26 protein-coding genes are annotated in these 21224 nt (G+C 61.8%); 13 read left to right on the forward strand and 13 right to left on the reverse strand.

All coding sequences use genetic code 11. From position 1 onward, the window contains the following. From IC614_RS01945 to IC614_RS01965, 5 genes are read right to left on the reverse strand one after another with little or no spacing between them, the layout of a single operon-like run. On the reverse strand, nucleotides 1-777 hold the full coding sequence (locus IC614_RS01945; protein WP_200972072.1) for a hypothetical protein: 777 nt from the start codon (nucleotides 775-777) through the stop codon (nucleotides 1-3). A 1-nt stretch (nucleotide 778) separates the two neighbouring features. After that, nucleotides 779-1435 carry a hypothetical protein gene (locus IC614_RS01950; protein ID WP_207791136.1) on the reverse strand — a complete coding sequence of 219 codons (657 nt, stop codon included), beginning with the start codon at nucleotides 1433-1435 and terminating at the stop codon, nucleotides 779-781. Next, complete coding sequence (locus IC614_RS01955) at nucleotides 1411-1713, reverse strand: autorepressor SdpR family transcription factor (protein WP_200972074.1); 303 nt, start codon at nucleotides 1711-1713, stop codon at nucleotides 1411-1413. Before IC614_RS01955 ends, IC614_RS01950 begins: the two co-directional genes overlap by 25 nt. 58 nt (nucleotides 1714-1771) lie before the next feature. Then, nucleotides 1772-2506, reverse strand: coding sequence for a metallophosphoesterase family protein (locus tag IC614_RS01960; RefSeq protein WP_200972075.1), 735 nt, complete (start codon nucleotides 2504-2506; stop codon nucleotides 1772-1774). Beyond that, entirely contained in the window at nucleotides 2484-3278 is a 795-nt protein-coding gene (locus IC614_RS01965) for a nucleotidyltransferase family protein (protein ID WP_200972076.1), read from the reverse strand. Before IC614_RS01965 ends, IC614_RS01960 begins: the two co-directional genes overlap by 23 nt. 82 nt (nucleotides 3279-3360) lie before the next feature. Between IC614_RS01965 and msrB the strand changes: the two genes are divergently transcribed. Beyond that, a complete protein-coding gene (gene msrB / locus IC614_RS01970; RefSeq protein ID WP_200972077.1) occupies nucleotides 3361-3816 on the forward strand; it encodes a peptide-methionine (R)-S-oxide reductase MsrB in 456 nt (151 codons plus the stop codon). Here msrB and IC614_RS01975 read toward each other — a convergent pair. From IC614_RS01975 to IC614_RS01985, 3 genes are all read right to left on the reverse strand, one after another. Then, a complete protein-coding gene (locus tag IC614_RS01975) occupies nucleotides 3808-4659 on the reverse strand; it encodes an ATP-grasp domain-containing protein (RefSeq protein WP_200972078.1) in 852 nt (283 codons plus the stop codon). The genes msrB and IC614_RS01975 overlap by 9 nt on opposite strands. Before the next feature lie 134 nt (nucleotides 4660-4793). Then, nucleotides 4794-5711: a cysteine synthase A gene (cysK, locus tag IC614_RS01980; RefSeq protein WP_200972079.1), complete on the reverse strand. Its 918-nt coding sequence runs from the start codon at nucleotides 5709-5711 to the stop codon at nucleotides 4794-4796. After that, nucleotides 5708-7045: an MFS transporter gene (locus tag IC614_RS01985; protein ID WP_200972080.1), complete on the reverse strand. Its 1338-nt coding sequence runs from the start codon at nucleotides 7043-7045 to the stop codon at nucleotides 5708-5710. Before IC614_RS01985 ends, cysK begins: the two co-directional genes overlap by 4 nt. A gap of 213 nt (nucleotides 7046-7258) precedes the next feature. Here IC614_RS01985 and IC614_RS01990 point away from each other — a divergent pair, with 213 nt between their 5' ends. After that, complete coding sequence (locus IC614_RS01990; RefSeq protein ID WP_226372693.1) at nucleotides 7259-7564, forward strand: helix-turn-helix domain-containing protein; 306 nt, start codon at nucleotides 7259-7261, stop codon at nucleotides 7562-7564. Between the two features lie 215 nt (nucleotides 7565-7779). Here the strand turns inward: IC614_RS01990 and surE are convergent, their stop codons facing one another. Beyond that, nucleotides 7780-8544, reverse strand: a complete 765-nt coding sequence (gene surE, locus IC614_RS01995; protein ID WP_200972082.1) for a 5'/3'-nucleotidase SurE — start codon at nucleotides 8542-8544, stop codon at nucleotides 7780-7782. 93 nt (nucleotides 8545-8637) lie between these two features. On the opposite strand from surE, the gene IC614_RS02000 reads away from it, so the two are divergent. Beyond that, complete coding sequence (locus IC614_RS02000) at nucleotides 8638-9078, forward strand: host attachment family protein (RefSeq protein ID WP_200972083.1); 441 nt, start codon at nucleotides 8638-8640, stop codon at nucleotides 9076-9078. 216 nt (nucleotides 9079-9294) lie between these two features. Continuing rightward, complete coding sequence (gene dksA, locus IC614_RS02005) at nucleotides 9295-9747, forward strand: RNA polymerase-binding protein DksA (protein WP_200972084.1); 453 nt, start codon at nucleotides 9295-9297, stop codon at nucleotides 9745-9747. A 64-nt stretch (nucleotides 9748-9811) separates the two neighbouring features. Here the strand turns inward: dksA and IC614_RS02010 are convergent, their stop codons facing one another. Beyond that, nucleotides 9812-9970, reverse strand: a complete 159-nt coding sequence (locus tag IC614_RS02010) for a DUF465 domain-containing protein (protein ID WP_200973054.1) — start codon at nucleotides 9968-9970, stop codon at nucleotides 9812-9814. Between the two features lie 158 nt (nucleotides 9971-10128). Here IC614_RS02010 and IC614_RS02015 point away from each other — a divergent pair, with 158 nt between their 5' ends. From IC614_RS02015 to IC614_RS02030, 4 genes are all read left to right on the forward strand, one after another. Continuing rightward, complete coding sequence (locus IC614_RS02015) at nucleotides 10129-10338, forward strand: DUF465 domain-containing protein (RefSeq protein ID WP_200972085.1); 210 nt, start codon at nucleotides 10129-10131, stop codon at nucleotides 10336-10338. 90 nt (nucleotides 10339-10428) lie between these two features. Beyond that, nucleotides 10429-10887, forward strand: coding sequence for a DUF1465 family protein (locus tag IC614_RS02020; RefSeq protein WP_200972086.1), 459 nt, complete (start codon nucleotides 10429-10431; stop codon nucleotides 10885-10887). Nucleotides 10888-10940: 53 nt separating this feature from the next. Beyond that, nucleotides 10941-12086: an iron-containing alcohol dehydrogenase gene (locus IC614_RS02025; RefSeq protein WP_200972087.1), complete on the forward strand. Its 1146-nt coding sequence runs from the start codon at nucleotides 10941-10943 to the stop codon at nucleotides 12084-12086. Beyond that, a complete protein-coding gene (locus tag IC614_RS02030) occupies nucleotides 12083-12514 on the forward strand; it encodes an acyl-CoA thioesterase (protein ID WP_200972088.1) in 432 nt (143 codons plus the stop codon). The genes IC614_RS02025 and IC614_RS02030 overlap by 4 nt, the downstream gene beginning before the upstream one ends. Before the next feature lie 19 nt (nucleotides 12515-12533). Here IC614_RS02030 and IC614_RS02035 read toward each other — a convergent pair whose 3' ends face one another. Further along, a complete protein-coding gene (locus IC614_RS02035) occupies nucleotides 12534-13496 on the reverse strand; it encodes an NAD(P)H-dependent flavin oxidoreductase (protein WP_200972089.1) in 963 nt (320 codons plus the stop codon). A gap of 146 nt (nucleotides 13497-13642) precedes the next feature. On the opposite strand from IC614_RS02035, the gene IC614_RS02040 reads away from it, so the two are divergent. Then, the gene (locus IC614_RS02040; protein ID WP_226372694.1) at nucleotides 13643-14425 is read left to right on the forward strand and encodes a ZIP family metal transporter; all 783 of its coding nucleotides are present in this window, start codon (nucleotides 13643-13645) and stop codon (nucleotides 14423-14425) included. A gap of 3 nt (nucleotides 14426-14428) precedes the next feature. On the opposite strand, the gene IC614_RS02045 is transcribed toward IC614_RS02040, so the two are convergent. Then, nucleotides 14429-14812 (reverse strand): hypothetical protein, encoded by a 384-nt coding sequence (locus IC614_RS02045; protein WP_200972090.1) that lies wholly within the window; start codon nucleotides 14810-14812, stop codon nucleotides 14429-14431. Between the two features lie 310 nt (nucleotides 14813-15122). Here IC614_RS02045 and IC614_RS02050 point away from each other — a divergent pair, with 310 nt between their 5' ends. From IC614_RS02050 to IC614_RS02060, 3 genes are read left to right on the forward strand one after another with little or no spacing between them, the layout of a single operon-like run. Continuing rightward, nucleotides 15123-16178 (forward strand): UDP-glucuronic acid decarboxylase family protein, encoded by a 1056-nt coding sequence (locus tag IC614_RS02050; RefSeq protein WP_200972091.1) that lies wholly within the window; start codon nucleotides 15123-15125, stop codon nucleotides 16176-16178. A 13-nt stretch (nucleotides 16179-16191) separates the two neighbouring features. Next, nucleotides 16192-17658, forward strand: coding sequence for a glycosyltransferase family 2 protein (locus IC614_RS02055; protein WP_200972092.1), 1467 nt, complete (start codon nucleotides 16192-16194; stop codon nucleotides 17656-17658). 14 nt (nucleotides 17659-17672) lie between these two features. Next, complete coding sequence (locus IC614_RS02060) at nucleotides 17673-18806, forward strand: NAD-dependent epimerase/dehydratase family protein (protein ID WP_200972093.1); 1134 nt, start codon at nucleotides 17673-17675, stop codon at nucleotides 18804-18806. Between the two features lie 6 nt (nucleotides 18807-18812). Here IC614_RS02060 and IC614_RS02065 read toward each other — a convergent pair whose 3' ends face one another. Then, nucleotides 18813-19898, reverse strand: coding sequence for an endo-1,4-beta-xylanase (locus IC614_RS02065; RefSeq protein ID WP_200972094.1), 1086 nt, complete (start codon nucleotides 19896-19898; stop codon nucleotides 18813-18815). A 407-nt stretch (nucleotides 19899-20305) separates the two neighbouring features. Here IC614_RS02065 and IC614_RS02070 point away from each other — a divergent pair, with 407 nt between their 5' ends. After that, complete coding sequence (locus IC614_RS02070; RefSeq protein WP_200972095.1) at nucleotides 20306-21103, forward strand: hypothetical protein; 798 nt, start codon at nucleotides 20306-20308, stop codon at nucleotides 21101-21103. The last annotated feature ends 121 nt before the right edge of the window (nucleotides 21104-21224 follow it).

A 21224-nucleotide genomic window follows, 5' to 3' on the forward strand; every position in this document is an offset into this window, starting at 1 on the left:
TCAGACCAAGGCGGCGGACGGAAGGGCGCTACCGGGGTTGTCACCCTTCGCTAAGCGATAGATGGCAATATAGGCCGCGCTGGACGCCAGCATCAGGAAAGCCATGACCGCGCCGTCGAACAGCAGCACGGCCCCCCTGGCTACGCTCGATTGCGGCAGCCAGTACAGGCTGATGCCGTAATGGATGGCGAAGAGCGGCAGCATCATGCCGACAATGGCGGCGATCGCCGCTCCTACTTTCCCTTTCATCGCGCGCCACGACCAGCGGAGGCTTGCCTCCCCGTCGCCCAGAAGGACACCGATCAGTGCCGGTGCGAACCGCATCTGAAAATACATGATCGTCATGAGGTAGAGTGCGATCCCCCCCAAGGAAATGATGCGCGGGTCGGGACCGAGCGGAGCCATCAGGATCGCGGCGATTTTCGTCAGGGCGACGCGGAAGGCCAAAGCAACCGGCATGAACAGGAACAGCCCGCCGATCCAGAGCCCCTGTTTTTTGTCGAGGCGCAGCACGGAGCCGGCCCAAGAATCCGCGGCGAGCCTGAAGGAGGCCAGCAACCAGATGAGGATGATGAGGAGCTTCCCGATCAGGAAAGTGGCGAGCAGGGCGCGATCCGCGTCTCGTCCCTTGATCCCGTCGAACACACCCATTTGCCAGAGAAGGAAGTCCGTGCCCGCCAGCGCCAAGGTGGCGGCGAGGAAGGGCAGAGGCCTCGCTGCCGCCACCTGCGCGGCCCGTCCCCAGGCCGCCCCGATCGTTGAAATAACCCCGCTCATTCTATCCCTCCCGTCGTGAAGTGGTGGCGCCGAGCCACAAGGCGTGGCCGGTCGCGAGAAAAAGTTCGATCAGCATGAGGCCCATGACGATGGCCATGGGCTTGCTGTCCTTGGGCGCAAATGCGGCAAGCAGCAGCGCCAGGAGGCCAGTCGCGAACAGCCGGATGGCCGAAGCCCGATGCACGCGTCTCCACACATCGTTGCGGCTCGCGAAAATGGGCAGGGCGATGCCGTTGAACCATGCGGGGCGGCTTTTCGGCAGCTGGTCCGCCCTTAGGATCAGCAGCGCGCCGACCACGACAGCATAGATATGGTCGCGGTTGAGGTCGAAACCCGCCGCGCTTGCCAGACCGACAATCTGAAGCGTGAGGGCGAGGAGCAGCCCGCCGATCCAGCTGGTCGCGAAGACACCGCCCGCTCGAATGAGGTTGCGCCGCCATTTCCTGACACGTGCCGCCTGTTCATAAGCGATCATCAGGACGAAGGTGACAAGGCTGGACCGCAGCGCCGCCTCCGTCATCGGCACGTCGATAGGAACACCGCGCCGCATCGCCGGAAATGGGTGGTCAGGCCCGAAATAAAGAATGGATATCGCCGCGAGCGCCAGGATGCATCCGAATAGGACGCGCGCGATCAGCCGCGTTTGTCGAAGGACCATGTGCCCCCCCGAGCATCTTTCGGCTCGCGAGACACGCGCTGCATCAGGCCGAACAGCGCTTCTTCCAAAAGCGATAGATTGAGGCTGTAGACGATCTGGGTGCCGCGCCGCTCGGCAAGGATCAGGCCGGCGTCCTTGAGCGCGGCGAAGTGGCCCGACATGGTCGGTTTGGTCAGCTGGAAATGATCGGCAAGCTCACCCGCTGTCTTGTCGCCGTCCTTCAGGAGGGCGAGGATGTCGCGGCGCACCGGATTAGAAAGAGCGGAAAAAACGTCCATCGATCACCTTCGAATGATTCCTAATTAGGAAATAATCGAATTACGATGGCGGTCAACGTTAAATTTGGAAGAGAGCGTAAGGCTTTCCGGTTTCCGCCTGCACCACGAATTGCGCGCAATTGTAGACTGGGACGCCGCGCGGCGTCGCCCCCTTGAAGCTGCCACGATGGGCATGGCCGTGAATCGCCATTTTCACATTGTCGAAGCGGTCGATGGCGTTGGCGAGGCGGGAGGAGCCGAGGAAGGGAAAGATTTCCGGCGGCTCGCCTTCGATGGTCTCGGGGATCGGAGAATAATGAAGGATGGCGACGCAGCGCTCCGTCCTGAGCGACCGCAGGGCATTTTCCAATTTCCGCGCCTCGTTGCGTGATTCATCGACGAAAACCTTGATCGCTTCCTCGCCAAATGCGCCGAGTTCTCCGCGCCCGAAGCCCCCGATGAACCCCTTGACGCCCGCGAAGCCGACATCTGCGATCACTGCCGCCTGCTCATCCAATATCTTCATGCCGGCTTGGTGGAGGATTTCGGCGACCTTTCCCGGCTGGCCGCATTCATAGTCGTGATTGCCGAGCACGCCGACGATCGGGACGCCGCAATGACGCATGTCTTCGGCCAGGATTTCAGCCTCGCTCGTTTTGCCGAAATTCGTGAGATCGCCGCACAAGGCCACCACGTCGGCCTTTCCCGCCATCTCTTCGAACAGGGCGCGGTAGCGGTTGTGGCTCTCCTCGTTGACATGAAGGTCGCCGATCGCGGCGAGGGTGATCGCTTTAGTGGTGCTTTGGTCGTTCATGCTTCTCGTCGATCCCCTTACCCACAACGTCGGCGAAGCCCCACTCGCTGATGTCGATCACGAAATCGCGAGGAGAAAGAAGACGGCCCCGGCATATCTTGACCCCCGCCGCAGGGAGTTCAGCCTGCGCCTTCACCCGATCGATTAATTCGTCGAACAACCAGCGTGGAATAAGATCGCGCTCCGTGGGGTAGATGAAACGGAAGTTCAGCACCTGGATGAGAAGGACTTCCCAATAGAGTTCCATAGCGGACAGCAGCCAGCGCCAATCGATTTCCGAATGCTGCTTCAATATGGTGTGCGCTACGTCAGCGCCGTCATAGCGATAACGGGTCTGCAGAAAGATTTTCGACAGCACGAATTCGGTCGGCGGCGTGATGCGGACCGTGGTGCCATAGACCTGTGCCTCGTGGACCCGGGCGAACCATTCGTCGGTGATCGGGATGCTGGCGGACGAGATGTTGAAGATGACGTCGAAGAAATTGTCGCCTTTCCAGACCTTGCCGATCCAGCGTTCGTCCTCGACCTCGATTTCATAACCCCGCGCCTTGAAGAAGGCGAGGATCTTGGGCGCGTCGGACGGTTTGCAGAAGACGTCGAGATCCTTGGTCGGCCGCACGATGCCGGTGAAGCAGCTCAGCGCATATGTGCCTGACAGCAGGAAAGGAATGCCCGATTCCTTCAACAGCGCCAGGCTGTCGCGATAGAAATCCACGGCTTCGGGCGGAGGCTCGAAATGCGCCGTGTCGAGGATTTGCAGGGTGTCGCTCATTGGACAGCCGTAACGGCGGGCAGGGCGATTGCGTTCCCCGCGCTCATCCCTATCTCGCAGGGAGAGAATGAGGAGAGACAGGATGACCCAATCCGCATCGGGATATGACGTGACGCCCCTGACGCCAGGCGTGCGCGACCGGCTGGCAGCGGATTTGAGCCCCGATGAACGGCAGGTCATCCTGGAGCATGGGACCGAGCGTCCTTTTTGCGGGACGCTGCTCAACAACAAGTCGGGCGGCGTTTATGCCTGCCGCCTGTGCGGGCTGCCGCTGTTCAAATCCGGCACCAAGTTCGAATCCGGCACAGGGTGGCCGAGCTTCACCGAGCCTTTCGATGCCGATCACATCCGCGAGATCGAAGATCGCGGCTACGGCATGGTGCGGGTCGAGATACGTTGCGCCCGCTGCGACGGGCATCTCGGCCACGTCTTCCCGGATGGTCCGCCACCCACCGGCCTGCGCTATTGCCTCAATTCCATCGCCATGGAATTTTACGAGGATGAGGCGGACATTCCGGACCGGCTGGGATCAGAGTAAGCTCTTCACCGCCGCCGCGAACCGGGCGGGAGCATCAGGATCGTAGCCCAGATAGAGGTCCGGCTCGATCAGTTCGAGTTCGATGAGGGCAGGCTTGCCGTCTAGCCCGCGCACCAAATCGACCCGGGCGTAGAGCAAATCCTCCTCGACGGCGGCGAGAATTTGCTCGGCGGCCTCCATTTCATCGCCATCCGGCTGGTGCGCGGTAATGATCCCGTCATATTCCGGCTGGACGCGGAAGTCGCCGGGCTGCGGGCGCTTACGGATGGCGTGGCTGAACCGCCCGCCGAAATAGAGGAGGGAGACTTCCCCCTCCGTTTCGATGGAGGGAAGATAGGGCTGGATCATCGCGCGGCCGCTGGGCCCCGCATCGAACGGCTGTCCCGGCGACCAGCGGATGGTGCGCCATGCCCCGCCGGATATTTGCGGCTTCAGAACCAACTTGTCCGAACCGAAAGCGGCAGTTGCGTTCAAGAGTGAAGCTTCATCCAAGCGGTCCTCGAAATGCGTCGGCACGACTGGGGCGCCATGCCGAGCAAGGCGATCGAGATACAGCTTGTCGGTATTCCAACGCAGAACGGAGGCGGGATTACCCAGACGGACGCCCGCTTCTACCCAGGTATCGACCTGATCGAGCCAGGCTTCGTCCGTTTGATGATATCCCCAGACGAGCAGCGGGAGAACGAGGGATGCGCCCGTCAAGCTGCCGGTTTCGGTCCAACTCCGCGCTTCTACCGTTGCGCCTGCCGCTTCAAGCGGCGCCTGCATCCGCGCCATCACCTCTTGCCAGCGCCCGCTGGCCCAGGTGTCGCCTATGGCCGGCGTAAGAATCACAATCTTCATTCAAAGCCCCCGGACATCAGTGATGGGGCTAGATATGTAGATGTCCCCACGATCTGGAAAGCGGCGCGAATGCCATTTGGCGTAAAGATCATGTCAAATGGCCAGATGGGGGTATGGCACCTCTCTAGCCTTATCTATTCCGGCAGAAATTCGGGCACCGAGAGATAACGCTCGCCGGTGTCGTAGTTGAAGCCCAGCACGCGCTTGCCTTCGCCGATTTCGGCGAGCTTCTGGCGAATGGCGGCGAGGGTGGCGCCTGACGAGATGCCGACCAGCATCCCTTCCTCGCGCGCGGCGCGGCGGGCCATGTCCTTGGCGTCATTGGGATCGACTTGGATCGTACCGTTCAGAAGATCGGTGTGGAGGTTCGCGGGAATGAACCCCGCGCCAATTCCTTGAATCGGGTGCGGACCGGGCTGGCCGCCGGAAATGACCGGGGACAAGGTCGGCTCGACCGCGAACACCTGAAGGCTTGGCCATTCCTTTTTCAGCACGGAAGCGCAGGCGGTGATGTGGCCGCCCGTGCCGACACCGGTGATCAGCAGGTCGATCGGAGTATCGCGAAAGTCGTTCAGGATTTCCTGGGCGGTCGTGCGGACGTGGACATCGATGTTGGCGGGATTTTCGAACTGCTGCGGCATCCACGATCCTTCGATTTCCGCCAGCAATTCATGCGCGCGCTCGATGGCGCCCTTCATGCCCTTTTCCCTGGGCGTAAGATCGAAGGTGGCGCCATAAGCCAGCATCAGGCGCCGCCGTTCGATGCTCATGCTCTCGGGCATGACGAGGATCAGTGTGTACCCCTTTACCGCCGCGACCATGGCGAGGCCGATGCCGGTATTGCCGCTGGTGGGCTCGACGATCGTGCCGCCAGGCTTCAAAGCGCCCGATCTCTCGGCCTCTTCGATCATCGACAAAGCGATGCGGTCCTTGATCGATCCGCCCGGATTGGCACGTTCCGATTTCACCCAGACCTCTGCGGGGCCGAATAGGCGGTTGATGCGAATATGCGGCGTATTGCCGACGGTTTCGAGAATGCTGGCGGCTTTCATGGCTGTCCTTTCTCGGCTTTCGGGTCGAGGCCCGCGACCATCGCTGGAATTGGGAAGTCCGGACGGTCCTTTCCAGAGGCTTCGGCAAGAATGTCTTCATCCGGGGCGACGAAGCGATCGGCCTTGCGCAAGCTGGGAAAGGCCCAGGCGAAGAGACCGGTCACGAGCACGGACAAGGCGCCGCCGCCGACCACGGCGAGCACCGGTCCGAAGGCGGCGCCTGCGAGTCCTGCGCGAAACTCGCCAAGCTCGTTGGAAGCGGAAATGAAGAGACCCGACACCGCCGACACGCGCCCGCGCATCGCATCCGGCGTGTGAAGCTGGATGAGCGAGGAGCGGACGTAGACGCTCACCATATCGGCAGCGCCCAGCACGACAAGGCTGGCGAGCGACAGCCACATGATGCGGCTTTCCCCGAATACCATCGTCGCGATGCCGAACAGGCCGACGCACAGAAACATCTTAGCGCCGACATGACGCTTCAAGGGACGGCGTGCCAGGACGGCAGCAGTAAGCGCTGCGCCGACCGCCGGTGCCGCACGAAGCGCGCCCAGCCCTTCCGATCCGACGTGCAGGATGTCGCGGGCATAGACCGGCAGCATCGCCGTCGCGCCGCCCAGCAGGACGGCGAACAGGTCGAGCGTAATGGCGCCCAGCACGATTTTGTTATCGCGGACATAGGCGATGCCTTCGATCACCGCGCGCAAAGGATGCGATTGCCCGGCATTGCCGCGTGGAATGGGCCGGATGACGAGCATCGCGCCGACCGCGATGGCGAAGAGGGCCGCCGAAGACTCGTAAGGCAGGGCGCGGGAGAGTGCATAGGCTCCGCCGCCTAGCAGCGGCCCCGCCACCGCGCCCGCTTGCCAGGCGATGGAATTGAGCGCGATGGCGCTCGGCAGCAATTCCTTCGGCACCAGATTGGGCGCGAACGAGGAAAGGGCTGGTCCCGCAAATGCACGCCCGACTCCAAGCGCGATGGCTACGGCGAACAAGGGCATGAGCGACATGGAATCGGTCCACACCATGGCGGCGAGAAGGATAGAGCAGACGAATTCCAGCGTCAGGCTGGCCCGCACGATCCAGCGCCGGTCCACCCTGTCTGCGACATATCCCGCGACGAGCGTCAGCAGGAACAGAGGCAGAAATTGCGCCAGACCGACCATGCCGAGCCAGAATGAGGCTTCGGCGATGCTCATCGTTTCCCGCGCGATGTCGTAGACATGGATGCCGATGACGACGACGAGCATCGTGCTGGCGATGGTGGAGGCGAGCCGCGCCGCCCAGAAGGCCCGATAATCGCGATATTGGAAAGGGGAATTGGCGGCAGGCATGCTTCGGCACGTAAGGCCAACGATGGCTGATCGCAACCAACCCGCACTGGACGGGCCAGTAGAAAAATCCGGGTTATAGACCCGCTCTTTCTGGCAAATCGCAATCAGATTGTGGCGGCTTTGCCATTGCTCGCTCGCATGTCCCGTATGGGAACGAAATAGTTAATATTTGCATTGAGTTATGGGATCAAACGATGCTCTGTGGCATAAGGGATGCTGCATTGGGAAAGGACAGGGCGCATGCGCAACGGGACATATGCTCCAGCGACGCTGACCCATCGGGAAATTGAGATTCTCGCGATGATCGCCAATGGTCTCTCGGCGAAAGAAGCCGCGCAGTCGATCGGCATCGCGCCGCGGACCGTGGAGCGGCATGTCGAAAATGTGCGCATGAAAATGCGCGCGCGCAACCGCGTTCACATGGTGACCTGCGCCGTCGGTCAAGGGATGCTCACCGTGGAGCCGGCAGGGCATGCGATCGCGATCGAGCAGATGCAACAGGAACTGGATTTTCATTGAACGGGCGCAAAGCAGCCTTGCGGCACTCCATAGCCGGGCAGTGATGGCATAATTCAAAAAGCGCATTCGGCTGCCGTCATCGGCAGGATCTCGACGATCATGCCGCTAGCCTGAAGGTCTTTCGTTTCAACTTCCCTCGCGTACAACTCATGAGCGGCGATGGCCAGGCCAGCAGGCTCATGACGGACAGGCCGCGTTTCGCGGCCGCGGCACCATCAAGGATAGAGACTCGCGAGGCGTCCAAGGGATGGTGAATGAGTGAGGTCGAGGTGCAGGGGGGTCACCGAGACATAACCGTCGGCCACCGCCTCCAGGTCCGTCGAATGGCCGGGCGTTTCCACCATTGGCCCCAATCCGAACCAGAAATAATCGTAGCCGCGCGGATCGGTGCGCTGAACGAGGCGCAGGCGGCCGTAATCGCGCAGCCCTTGCCGAACCACCCGCACCCCCCGGACCTGGCCGGGCGGCAATGCGGGGAAATTGACGTTGATAAGCGTGCGCGGCGCCATGGGCTCGGCGAGCAAAGGGCGGAGAACGCCTTCGCACCATTCCTCCGCGGCGGCGAAAGGAACGGTATCGCCCATGCCTTCGCGGGCATAGACCTGGCTAAGGGCAATAGAGGGAATGCCAGCCAAGGCGCCTTCCATGGCCGCGGACACCGTGCCGGAATAGGTAACATCCTCGCCCAGATTGGCACCGCGATTGACGCCGGAAAGAATGAGACTGGGCGGATCGTCCTTCATGACGTGGGCGATGGCCATCATCACGCTATCCGTCGGAGTGCCGGTGACGCAGAAACGCCGCTCGCCCAGCTTGCGCAAGCGGACGGGCGTGGTGAGGGTCAGGCTATGCCCTGCGCCCGATTGCTCCTCCGCCGGAGCGACGATCCAGATGTCGTCGGAAAATCGCCGCGCGATCCGTTCCAGCACCTTCAATCCGCTCGCATTCACGCCGTCGTCGTTGGTGAGGAGTATCCGCATGGATAAAGCTATGGCCCTGGCTCCAAGTCTTAGCAACCGGCAACCATCCCCGATCCAACCGCGTTCAAGAACCGGCAGAACAAGGAGAATGCGATGCAAGTCCCGCACAACAGTTTCGTGCTGGTTGCCGATGGGCAGAAGATGCTTTTTTTCCGGAATGAGGGGGACAGCGATTATCCCAACCTGACCGTTGAAACGAAAACGGTGCAGGACAATCCTCCCGATCGCGAGCAATCGACCGATGCCCCTGGACGCTCCTCGAGCGCCGTCGGCTTTGCCCGCAGTGCGATGGAGGAAACCGACTTTCACCAGCTTGAGGAAGACCGGTTCGCGGCTGAAGCGGCCGCAATGCTGAAGCAGCGGGCGCTTCAGAACGAATATGAATCGCTGATCATTGTCGCTCCGCCGCGAACGCTCGGCGAAATGCGCAAACATTATCATAAGGAGGTCGAGAAACGGCTGATCGGGGAGATCCCCAAGGATCTGACCGGCCACCCAGTCTCCGATATTGAACGAATCATTTCTGAAAGCTGATCGGATTATTCGATGGGCAGGGGCCGGCCCCTTCGCGGCGATAGGGGCCGGCCTTAATCTCTTCAAACAAATTCAGCAGCTTATGTTCACCTTGTGCTGGCTATATCGCGACGGTATAGGCCCGCGAGGCGAGCGCCAACAGGCTCGGTTCACCGGGGGTGGCGCAAGCGCTGACGGACTGCGGCCATTTTGGCCGCGAGGTGAGTGGAGGGGTTGATGGCTACGGCTTTGAACGAATCGTTCGACCCGGAATTCAGTGCGGACATGCCCGCAGGCTACCGGCCGGAACCGGGCGAAGAATTCATGAATCCCCGGCAGCTTGCATATTTCCGCGCGAAATTGCTCGACTGGAAGGAAGCGATCGTCCGGGAATCGCGCGACACGATGGCTTCGCTGAAGAGCGGGCCGATCCAGGAAGCCGACATGACGGACCGCGCGTCGAGCGAGACCGATTGGTCGATCGAGCTTCGCACCCGCGATCGCCAGCGCAAGCTCATTTCCAAGATCGACGCGGCCCTGCGCCGGATCGAGCAAGGCGAATATGGCTATTGCGAAGTCACCGGCGAGCCGATTTCTCTTGCCCGTCTGGAAGCCCGCCCGATCGCGACCATGACGGTCGAGGCGCAGGAACGCCACGAAAAGAACGAACGCGTTTCCCGCGACGATTGATCGCCGGGTTCGGCTGCGCCTTCATCATGTTCCGGCGCAGGCCGGAACATGATGAATCTTGCTTTTAGTGCAAGCCGTTAATCTCTTCCTTCACCTTCAATTTCTGCTTCTTCAATTGCGAGACCAGGGTCATGTCGGGGAGGGGGCGATGCTCCTCCGTTTCGATGCGGGCATCAAGGTCGGCATGCTTCGCCTGAAGTGCCGAGATATGCGCATTGGCCATTCCCATGATCTCCTCTTCTTGGTGACGGATTTGACGCTAGACTCGCTTTCTTGCTTTTGTCTTTCCCCTTTAGACGATTGCCCGATAATCTGCGACGTGCCGTTGATCGGAGCACCATCATGTGCGCGCATGGCGAAGTGTGTTTGAAGGGGGCCAGGATGACCAACCAGGATCAGCAGCCGGATCTCGCCGCAAAGGTTGCCCGGCTGCAGATCGAGCATCGCGACCTCGACGCGGCGATCGTCGCGCTGGCCGCGACAGCGACGCCGGACCTTCTTCAAATCGCGCGCCTCAAGAAGCGTAAGCTGCGTTTGAAGGATGAGATCAAAACGGTTCAGGACATGATGATTCCCGACATCATCGCCTGATCGTCATGGTTCATGCCCCTTTAAAGGCCAGCCCTTTCCCGCGCGCAATTACCGTTCCCGCCGGGTCCGCTTTATGGCAAAAGGCCCGCCATGTTCGATGCCGCCCATAGTCGGATCACGCCCAAGCTGGTCGACTCGCTTTATGCGGACGCAATGCGCTTGGCGGACGAGGCGCGTACCTATTTCGATCGGGAGGGGCGCGAGGACCGGATGGCGCTCGATCCGCTAATCCGCGTCGGATTTTCCTGCGAGTCGCTGAAGGTCACGACGCGGCTGATGCACGTTATCGCCTGGCTGTTGAATCAGCGCGCGGTGGAGGCGGGAGAGATGAGCGCCGACGATGCGGCCCGGCCCGAGCGGCGGCTTGGCGAGGCGCCGGAAAGCGAAACGGAACTGCTGCCCCTGCTGCCCGCCGCGGCGCGCCGCATCGTCGATGCGAGCATCGATCTTCACGCGCGCGTTCAGCGTCTCGATGAAGGGACGGGCGGTGACGAGCCGCAGCCGAGCCCCGCTCGCAGCCTTTTGAGCCGGCTCCAGCGCTCTCTCTGACTTCGGTGTCCGGACGTCTGGACAGATGTCTATCTCCGATTAGCATTGCGGCCATGAAGGCGTTCGATTTCCATTATGGCCCGCGCCTGATCGCGGGAGCGGGCGCGACGGAGCGGATTGGCGCTTTGCTACCCCAAGGCCGCTGTCTTTTCGTGACGGACGCGCAGGTTCTTAATCTGGGCCTTGCTGACGCGGCTCTCGCCAGCCTCGCCGCGCAGGGGATGGAAGCCGTGATCTTCGATGCGGTAGAGGCCGATCCCTCGCTCGGCACTCTGGAAGCAGCCGTGGCACTGGGGCAGGAAATGGGCTGCACATCCGTTGTCGGCCTTGGCGGCGGCAGTCCGATGGATGTGGCGAAGCTCGCCGCCTATCTGCTGGCCACGGGCGAGGATCTCGACACGCTATGGGGTGTCGGCAGGGCGCTTGGAAAAAGGCTGCCGCTGATCCTGGTGCCGACTACCGCGGGCACCGGCTCGGAGGCCACGCCCGTCACCATCATCACCGTGGGCGATAACGAGAAGAGAGGCGTCAGCAGCGCTGCCCTGATCGCCGACCATGCGATCCTCGATGCGCAATTGACACTCGGCTTGCCGCGCCACGTCACCGCCGCCACTGGCATCGACGCCATGGTTCATGCGATCGAGGCCTTCACCTCGGCCCGGCTCAAGAATCCCTTGTCCGACCTGCTCGCCAAGGACGCGCTGCGCCTGCTGTCCGCCAATCTGCTGATTGCTTGCGATGATCCCGCCAATATGGAGGCGCGGAGCGCGATGCTGGTTGGCGCCCATCTTGCCGGTGTCGCTTTCGCCAACGCGCCGGTCGCAGCGGTCCATGCGCTCGCCTATCCGCTCGGCGGGCATTTCCATGTCCCGCACGGCCTGTCGAACGCGCTGATGCTGCCCCACGTCCTCCGCCACAACATGGCGCATGCCTTGCCCCTGTACGCGGAGCTTGGCTGCCTGTTGGTCCCGGATGTGAGAGGGGAAGGGATGCAGGCCCAGGCGAGCGCGCTGATCGAAAGGATGGGCGCGCTCTCGGCGGCAAGCGGCCTTCCCCAACGCCTGTCCGAAGTCGGCGTCGGCGCCGATCACCTCGATATGCTGGCCCGGGAAGCGATGAAGCAGGAACGGCTGCTCATCAACAATCCCTGCCCGGTCGGCGAGGCCGATGCCCGCCGCCTTTACGAGGCGGCATTGTGAGCCGGGAACCACTGAAGGGACGAGACGCTTACCGGGTATGGCGGGAAATCGGCACGCGTTGGGCGGATAATGACGCCTACGGCCACGTCAACAATGTCGTCTATTATGCCTGGTTCGACACGACGGTGAATGCCTGGCTGATCGAATCGGGCCTGCTCGATGTGGAGAAGGGCGATCCCATCGGTCTCGTGGTCGAAACCGGCTGCCGCTATGCCAAGCCGCTCGCCTATCCAGAGCCGGTCGATATCGGGCTGGCAATAGAGCATATCGGCCGCTCGAGCGTCCGTTACCGGCTCGGCGTTTTCCGCAAGGGCGATGACGAGGCGGCGGCCGAGGGGCATTTCGTGCATGTCTATGTCGAGCGCGACAGCCGCAAGCCCGCGCCTTTGCCGGATGCTTGGCGGCGGCAATTCGAAACTCTCGCCTGATCGTCAGCTTTGGCGGGGCTTATCTGGCCTTCGCCGCCAATTCCCGCTTCGCCTCTTCATATTCGGCGCTGAGCTTGGCCACATAGCCGGCCGCGGGCATGATTTCCCGAATGGCGCCGATGCCCTGGCCCGACCCCCAAATATCCTTCCACGCCTTGGCACCGTCGGCCGCGCCGAAATCCATCGTCTTGAGATCGCCTTCCGGAAGAGCGTCCGGGTCGAGGCCCGCCGCGACGACTGATTGACGCAGGTAATTGCCGTGCACGCCCGTAAAGAGGCTGGAATAGACGATATCGTCCGCCCGGCCCTCCACAATCCCTTGCTTATAGGCGGGGACGGCGTTCGCTTCCTCCGTCGCGATGAAAGGCGAGCCGATATAGGCGAGGTCCGCGCCCATCGCCTGGGCTGCCAGGATGGCGCGGCCGTTGGCGATGGCGCCGGACAGGATCAGCGGCCCGTCGAACCAATCGCGTATCTCTTGGACCAGCGCAAAGGGCGACAGGCGTCCGGCATGCCCGCCCGCGCCCGCCGCGACCGCGATCAGGCCGTCCGCGCCCTTGTCCACCGCCTTGCGCGCGAAGCGGTCGTTGATGATGTCGTGCAGGGTGATGCCCCCCCAGCCGTGCACACCTTGGTTGACTTCTTCTACCGCGCCCAATGACGTGATGACGATCGGCACCTTCCATTTGGCGCAGGTCGCCATGTCCTGTTCCAGCCGGGCGTTGGAACGGTGGACGATCTGGTTGACCGCGAAAGGGGCGGACGGCGCCTCCGGGTGATCCCGGTCCCAAGCCGCCAGCTCTTCGGTGATCCGGTGCAGCCATTCGTCGAGCAGGGATTGCGGACGGGCATTCAACGCCGGAAAAGACCCGACGATACCCGCCTTGCACTGCGCGATCACCAGATCGGGGTTGGAAATGATGAAGAGCGGCGATCCGATGACGGGCAGCCGGAGGCGATCGAATAACGCGGGCAAGGTCATGCCCTTCCCTTAACGTAAACTGTGCGAGCCGCAAGTTCCCGGCGGCGCCCCCACATGGGAACCCGCCGGAAGGCCAAACGTAGGAGGGCGATCATGAGACGGCATATGACGATCGAGATGGGGAGCCCGAAAGCAAGAGCCGCGCGGTGACGTCGCTCGTTCTCATCGGTTTCCTCGCCAGCCTGGCGGCGGGCCTTGCCACGTTTCTCGGTGCCTTGCCGATCCTGGGCATGGGGCCCTCGGACGAGAAGCGGCAAAGCCTGCTGCTTGGCTTTGCCGCAGGCGTGATGCTGGCTGCGTCCTTTTTCTCCCTAATCATCCCGGGGATCGGCCAGGCGCAGGCGATGGGTTTCGATCTGGGCGCGGCCGTCGGCGTCGTCATGGCGGCGGTCCTGCTGGGCGGCGTATCGCTCGCCCTTCTCAACGCCTACATGCCCTCGCTCGATCAGTTCGGGCTCGGCCCGCGCGGCATGGCCGAAACGCGCTTCCGGCGGGTCTGGCTGTTCGTCGCTGCGATCACGCTTCACAATTTTCCGGAAGGCATGGCGGTCGGCGTCAGCTTCGGCGGCGGCGACATGGCGGCGGGCATGGCGACGACGATCGGTATCGGCCTGCAAAACATGCCGGAGGGGCTGGCCGTGGCGGGCGCGGTCTCCAGCCTCGGCTATTCGCGCCGCCGGGCGCTCGCGACAGCCTTGTTCTCCGGCCTTGTCGAGCCGGTCGCGGGCTTGATCGGCGCTGCCGCCGTGTCGCTCGCCTCCGCGCTCCTTCCCTGGGGCCTTGGCTTTGCCGCGGGAGCGATGATCTACATCGTCGCCCTGGAGATCATCCCTGACGTCCGCCGCCAGGTCAGCAGCCGCAAGCCCGCCATGATCAGCCTGGCGATCGGGCTGGTCACGATGATGACCCTGGACATCGGACTTGGCTGACCCTTATTCGACGGCGTTTCCGGCCATGTTCGACGCTACCGCTTCATTCCCGGCCTCAACCATTCCGGTTTCGCCGTCCATCAACAGGGTGGTCGTGATGATCTGTCCGCGGCTGCTGGTCGATTGCACCTTTTCGCCCGGTGTCAGCGGCCCCCCATAGGGCCAGCATTCGCGGGGCTGCCCGGTCCAGTCGAAACAAAGCTGGCCGTTGGACACCGACCAGCGCCCGGTCATATCGAGCCCGCCGTCGCCCGTCATATGCGCCGTGCCGTCGCGGTGGTGAGTCACCAGCAGGGTACGGCCATCGGCCAGCTGCACCCGTGCCGTGCGGCCCGAAAGCCCTTCCACGATCTCCGGATCGGAGCGTGCCGGCGCTTGGGAAGCCATGTTAGCTTGAATGTTGTTCGTCGCCGCAGCTTGGGGGTTGCGATTGCAGCTTGCCAGCAGGACGAATGCTAGTGCCGCTCCATGATATGCCGTCCGCATTGCGTTCCTCCATATCTTGTTGACCTGTAACCTTATTATGCACCTAGATGGTTCGCATCGCCATCGGGCCTGAAAGAGCGTTCCGAAACGGGACGCGAACCATCGGCCTTTGCTTCACCGCAAAAAGAAGTGTCATGGTTTGCGAAATCGCAAGGCGCGGCCTCCTGTCATCATCGAAACTGATTTTCTATTTGAAAACAGGGAGGAAGGGATGTTCGAGCTTCGCGCCCCCAGTCTGATTCTCGGCGGCATCGGTCGGACTGCGCAGGGCCGGACTCGAACGATCTGCGTGACAGGGGGCGCGGGGTTCCTGGGCTCCCATCTTTGCACTTTCCTTGTCGAAAGCGGCCACCGCGTCTTCGCGCTCGACAATTTTCACACCGGCAGACGCGCCAATGTGGAACATCTGTTATGTTCCGGACAATTTTCTTTGGTGCAGCATGACATCGTCGCTCCGCTGCCCGACGATCTTCCGGCCTTCGATGAAATCTACAATCTCGCCTGCCCGGCCTCGCCCGTTCATTATCAGTCCGATCCGCTCGCGACGCTCGACATATGTTCGCGCGGGACGCGGAACTGCCTGGAACGGGCGGTGCGGGATCGTGCCCGCATCTTCCATGCCTCGACTTCCGAAATTTACGGCGATCCGGACATTCATCCGCAACCCGAAAGCTATTGGGGAAACGTCAATACGCTCGGCCCGCGCGCCTGTTACGATGAAGGCAAGCGCTTCTCCGAAACGTTGATGTACGAATATGCCCGCCGCCACGGCATCGCGACGCGGATGGCGCGGATCTTCAACACCTACGGCCCGCGCATGCAGCCGGACGACGGCCGCGTGGTTTCGAACTTCGTCATTCAGGCCCTGAAAGGCGAGGATATCACCGTTTATGGCGACGGATCGCAAACCCGATCCTTCTGCTATGTCGACGACCTGATCGAAGGAATAATCGGCCTCATGGCGTCGGACGAGCCGATCGAAGGCGCCGTGAATATCGGCAATCCGGTCGAGATCAGCGTCCGGACGCTGGCGGAAATCATCATAGAAATGACCGGTTCCGCATCGCGCATCGTCTATCGGGATTTGCCGCAGGACGATCCCCGCCGCCGCAGGCCCGATATCGGCCGGGCTGGAACGGTCCTTGGGTGGGCGCCGAAAATCGCGCTTTGCGCGGGCCTTGAATGCACGATCGACTATTTCGCCGAGCAGATCGAAAGCGGCGGTCTGGAGCGTGGGATGGCCGAACGCGGTTTCGCTGCAGCCTGATGGGAAAGAGGCGATGAGCTTTCCCTTCAGCCTGACGGACGGGCTTATCGCCGCCTTCGTGGCGATTCAGCTTCTCTATTTCGGCAGCTTCATCGTCGACTTCTACCTGTTCAGCCGCCCGATCAATTGGGTGGATGTCCGCGAGGCCGATCACCTTGGCCATGACGAGCTTCCCTACATCGTCCTCTTCTACCCCGTCCTGCGCGAACTTGAGGAAACCATGCGCACGACCTTCACGTCGCTGACGGATCTCGATTATCCCGTCGACCGATACCGTGTCATCGCGATCCCCAATGCCGACGATATCCAAACGGTCGCCAGCCTTAGGCGCCTGACGCGAGAATTCTCCTTCCTGGAAGTGATAGAGGTTCCGCCCACCGGCGATCCGGGCTGGGCGCCGGTCTGGCGATCCTGGGATGCCAACCCCCACGCTTATTGGTGGCATCACGGACCGCGCGCTTATGACCGGGCGCTGCCGCCCAAGAAGACCCGCCAGCTTATCTACGCTTTCTACCGCACAGCCGAGGAGAGAGCAGGGAAGGGGGACTTCCTCGTCAACTACATCGACGCGGACAGCGCCCCCCCGCGCGATCATTTCAAGGCGGCGGCGGCCGGCATGCTCCATTACGACGTCCTGCAAGCCACCAACATCGCGGGTAACCTCAACGACACGATGGCGGCCACCTGGCACAGTTTCGACCATATGGTCTGGGACGGCTGCAAATACCCGCATTTGTCGGCCAATGGCACCCATCCTTATTGGGTGCTGGGCAAGGGCTTGTTCTTCAAGGCTTCGGACCTGATCGAGCTGGGCGGTTTCCATCCCTGGATCACCATCGAGGATCCGGAGGTCGGCATGCGGATGTGGAAGAACGGCCGCACCCTCGGCATCATCGCCAATCCGCTGATCGAGGAAGTGCCCTATACGATCGGTCATGGCATCACCCAGCGCAAAAGATGGGTATGCGGCTTCTTCCAAAGCCTTGCCGTTCCGCTCGACCATATGGGCTTTACCTTTCAGGAGCGGGTGAAAGCCTGGATGAATTTCCTACCCTGCATGTCGCTGTGGCTCAACGCCGTGGGTCTTCCCGCCGGCATATGGGCAGTCGCCGAATATGCGGCGGGCACGCCGGCTTTGCCCATTTGGGCGACCGGGCTCGCCTTGCTCAACCTTGCCCTGTTCTTCGGCTCATTGATGTTAATCTATTGGAACACCTGGAAACGCACCGCTTTCGTCCTGAAGCGCCGCCGCGACCGCATCCAGTACATGATCCGGGTCAACCCGCTGTCGATCATGATCTTCTGGCTGATCTGGCTGATCCCCCTTTGGATCGGCTGGCGCATGTATCGGCGCGATGAGGGACTCGTCTGGGAACGCACGGTCAAGATCAATGCCAATGAAGAATTGGTGCGCGAAGTCCATGGCGCGGGCCCAGCGGATAATGCTCCGTTTCGCCGCGCGATCTTGTCTGTCAACTGAAAGGAAGAGATGCGATGATGGGTCATGTGCTGATCACGGGCGGCGCCGGCTTTATCGGATCCCACCTTGCCGACACCCTGCTGGACCGCGGCTTCGAAGTCACCATACTCGACTGCCTGCTGCCTCAGGTCCATGGCGATGCGGAAGTCGATGCGGATGGATGGCCCACCTATCTCAATCCGGCGGTGCGGCGCATCCGGGGCGACATATTGGACGATGGCGTGTTCGAAGCCGCGCTTGGTGGCGTCACCCATCTCTGCCATCTGGCCGCGTCGGTCGGCGTCGGCCAAAGCATGACCAACATCGTCGATTATACCCGCAACAACGCCTTGGGCGCGGCGGTGATCCTGGAAACCCTCTCCCGCGTGTCTCACACGGTGCGGCGCATCGCGGTCGCTTCCTCCATGTCCATTTACGGCGAGGGAGCCTATCGCGGGGCGAACGGCGTCCTCACATCTCCTCCTGCCCGCACCCACGAGCAATTGGCGCGGCGGGAATGGGAGCTGTCGCTGAACGGCGAAATGCTTGCACCCGTTGCGACCGGCGAGGACAAGCCCCTCCACCCGACCTCGATCTATGCGATCAACAAGCGCGATCATGAAGAAATGTTTCTGTCCGTGGGCCGCGCGCTGGGCATCCCCACGGTCGCTTTGCGCCTGTTCAACGTCTATGGATCCCGGCAGGCGCTCAGCAATCCTTATACCGGGGTCGCGGCCATCTTCATCTCCCGCCTGCTCAACGACCAGCCGCCGCTCATTTTCGAGGACGGGGAGCAGAGGCGCGATTTCGTCCATGTCCATGATGTCGCCAATGCCTTCGCGGCCGCGCTGGCCAGCGACCTCGCGCTGTGGGACGTGTTCAACGTCGGCAGCGGCCGGTCCATTTCCGTGAACGGCATCGCCTTCACGCTGTCGCGGCTCCTGCGCAAGAATATCGCGCCGGAGATATTGGGCAAATATCGCGTCGGCGACATCCGGCATTGCTTCGCCGATATCGGGAAGCTCGAACAGGCATTCGGCGTCCGGCCTCAGCGCAGCTTCGATGAAGGGATGGATGAGCTGATCGAATGGGTTCGCATGGCCAAACCGCCGGAGGACCGGGGCGAAGCCTGCCTGCGCGAACTGACCGGCAGCCGTCTTGTCATCTAAGCGACTTCACGCCTGCAGGAAGGCATCCCGCAAGGCATAATACATGTCCTTGCGCTCCAGCCGCGCATCGTAGGGAAGGCCGCGATTGATCTTGTGCGCACGGTCGGGCGAGGGGAGGCCCTTCGATTGGTCTTCCAGCCAGCTGTGCCGGTCGCTGAGGCCCCAGGTGACGATGCCGGTGACGGCCGGTTCGTCCAATGCCACTTCCACGAACGACCGCGCCTCTGCGGCGACCCTTTTGTCGCGCAGGGGGAGGGGGGCGCCCTTGTCATGCTCCTTCACGTCGAGTTCGGTGATGACGATATCGACTCCGAAACCGCGCAATTCTTTCAGGAAATTCCGCACAACATGCGGCTTGAACGGCCCCTTCGACAGATCGAGATGGGCCTGCACGCCGACGCCATCCAGCGGGACGCCGTCTCTTTTCAATCGCTCCACCAGCTTCAGGAACAAAGTCCGCCGATCCTCCTCGACGGGATTGTCGTAGTCGAAGCCATATTCGTTGATGAACAGCTTGGATTTCCGGTCCCAGCGTCGCGCCTCGCGCATCGCGCGCTCGATATAGCTTGGTCCGAACGCCTTGTAGAAAATCGTGGTGCGCAGGCCATCGATACCGCGCTCGCTGTCGATCGGCTCGTTCACCACGTCCCATTCGTGGATCTTGCCTTCATAGCGCGGCAGCACTTCCTTGAAGAACGTCTGAACAAGGCCCCAATCCTTGGTCCTGGCGAGCTGCCTCAGCGCCCATTTCGGCGTTGTCTGCTCCCATAGCAGCGAATGGCCGCGCACGTGGAGATCGTGCTTTTGCGCCAGCGCGACCAGGCTGTCGGCATGCTCGAACCACCAGCTGTCCTTGTGATAGCGGAAGCTGTTCCAGTTGAAATGAATCTCCGGCGTCAGCGACGAACATTCGTGCAGCACCGCATCGCGCAACTCGGGATCCGCGTCGAGCTGGTCCATCCGGATCGCCGCGCCGAAGAAACGGCCCTTGCGGCGCGCGGCCTGCGCCAGCGAGGGCGCCGGATCGGTCTTGAACGAAGCCGCCATGGCTTCTTGAAACGCCTGGCCGCCCGCGATGGGCGCAGCCGCCATCGCACTAAGAAAATGTCTGCGCGAAACGTGAAAAGACACGTGCCACCCCGCTATTGCCCTGCGCGGTGGATGCCGGATCGAGGTTAACGAATGCTCACCCCGCAGCGCCCCACCGCGCTCCTTCTGCCCAAGGCGGTTTCTACAGAGGGAAAAGCCGACATTTCAACATCTTGTACGGGGCGAGCCGGCAAAAGTTGGGGATAATGCCTGGTTTCTGGCTAAAATCGGCGCCCGCACTGTGCCGCATGCTATCGATCCCCACGCTTATGCCATTGGCGGAGGATGGAATGGAGGAACGTCCTACGGGTTTTTCGCCATAGTCCAGGCTGCGGTGATGGAGGATAATCAGCCCCTAAAACAACGCCTTTCAAGGGGGAGGAAAGGGCCGAACGAATAAGGGTCGAACCATGCTGAACCGCATCGCGCGCAACGTCCTCCTCCTTGCTTCCGTTGCGCTTCCGTCCGGCGCTTGGGCGCAAGGTTTCGTTATGGAACGAGGTGAGGGCCGCGTGATCGTCACCGGCATCTATTCACACAGCAGCAAGCAGTTCGATGATGACGGTGACGTCATCGACATCATGGATTACCGCCAGGCGCAAATCTACCTGAACGGCGAATATGGCCTGACCGACGATCTCACCCTGCTCCTCACCCCCAGCTTTCGCGACATCAGCATTGACGACCGGCCGGAGCGCGACGAAACCGGGTTTCAATTCGTCGACATCGGCGCCCGCTACCGCGTCGCGCATATCGGCAACACGCATTTCTCGGTGCAGGCAAAGGTCCGCATTCCCGCCGACACCTTCCGCGACGAACTGGCGCAGGTCAGCATCGAAGGCACGGCTTACGATTTCCGCGGCCAAATCGGCCACGGATTCCAGATGGGCGGAAAAGATGCCTTCATCATCGGCGACGCCGGCTACACCGTCCGCGAAGACGATCCGCCCAACGAAATCCACGCCGACGTCATCTTCGGCTACCGCCCCGCTCCCCGCGTTCTGCTCCTCGCCAACCTCTATAACACCTTCTCGGACGGCGAAGGGCGCAACGGCTTCCCCGATTACCGCTACCACAACCTGTTCCTGAGCGGCGTCTACGACATCAACGACACAGTGTCCCTGCATCTCGGCGGTCTGATGACCGTCGATGGCGAAAATGCCCTGCGCGAGCGAGGGTTGCTGCTAGGCGCTTGGCTGCATTTTTGATCGGATGCCATGATGCTGCCGATCCTCAATTTATAAATATGGGAAGGTGGTGGACGCACTAGGGCTCGAACATAGGACCCGCTGATTAAGAGCTGGCCATAAGCTCTTGTTATTACTAGTT

The sequence above is a fragment of the Sphingosinicella flava genome (assembly GCF_016025255.1).
Taxonomy (GTDB): Bacteria; Pseudomonadota; Alphaproteobacteria; order Sphingomonadales; family Sphingomonadaceae; genus Allosphingosinicella; species Allosphingosinicella flava.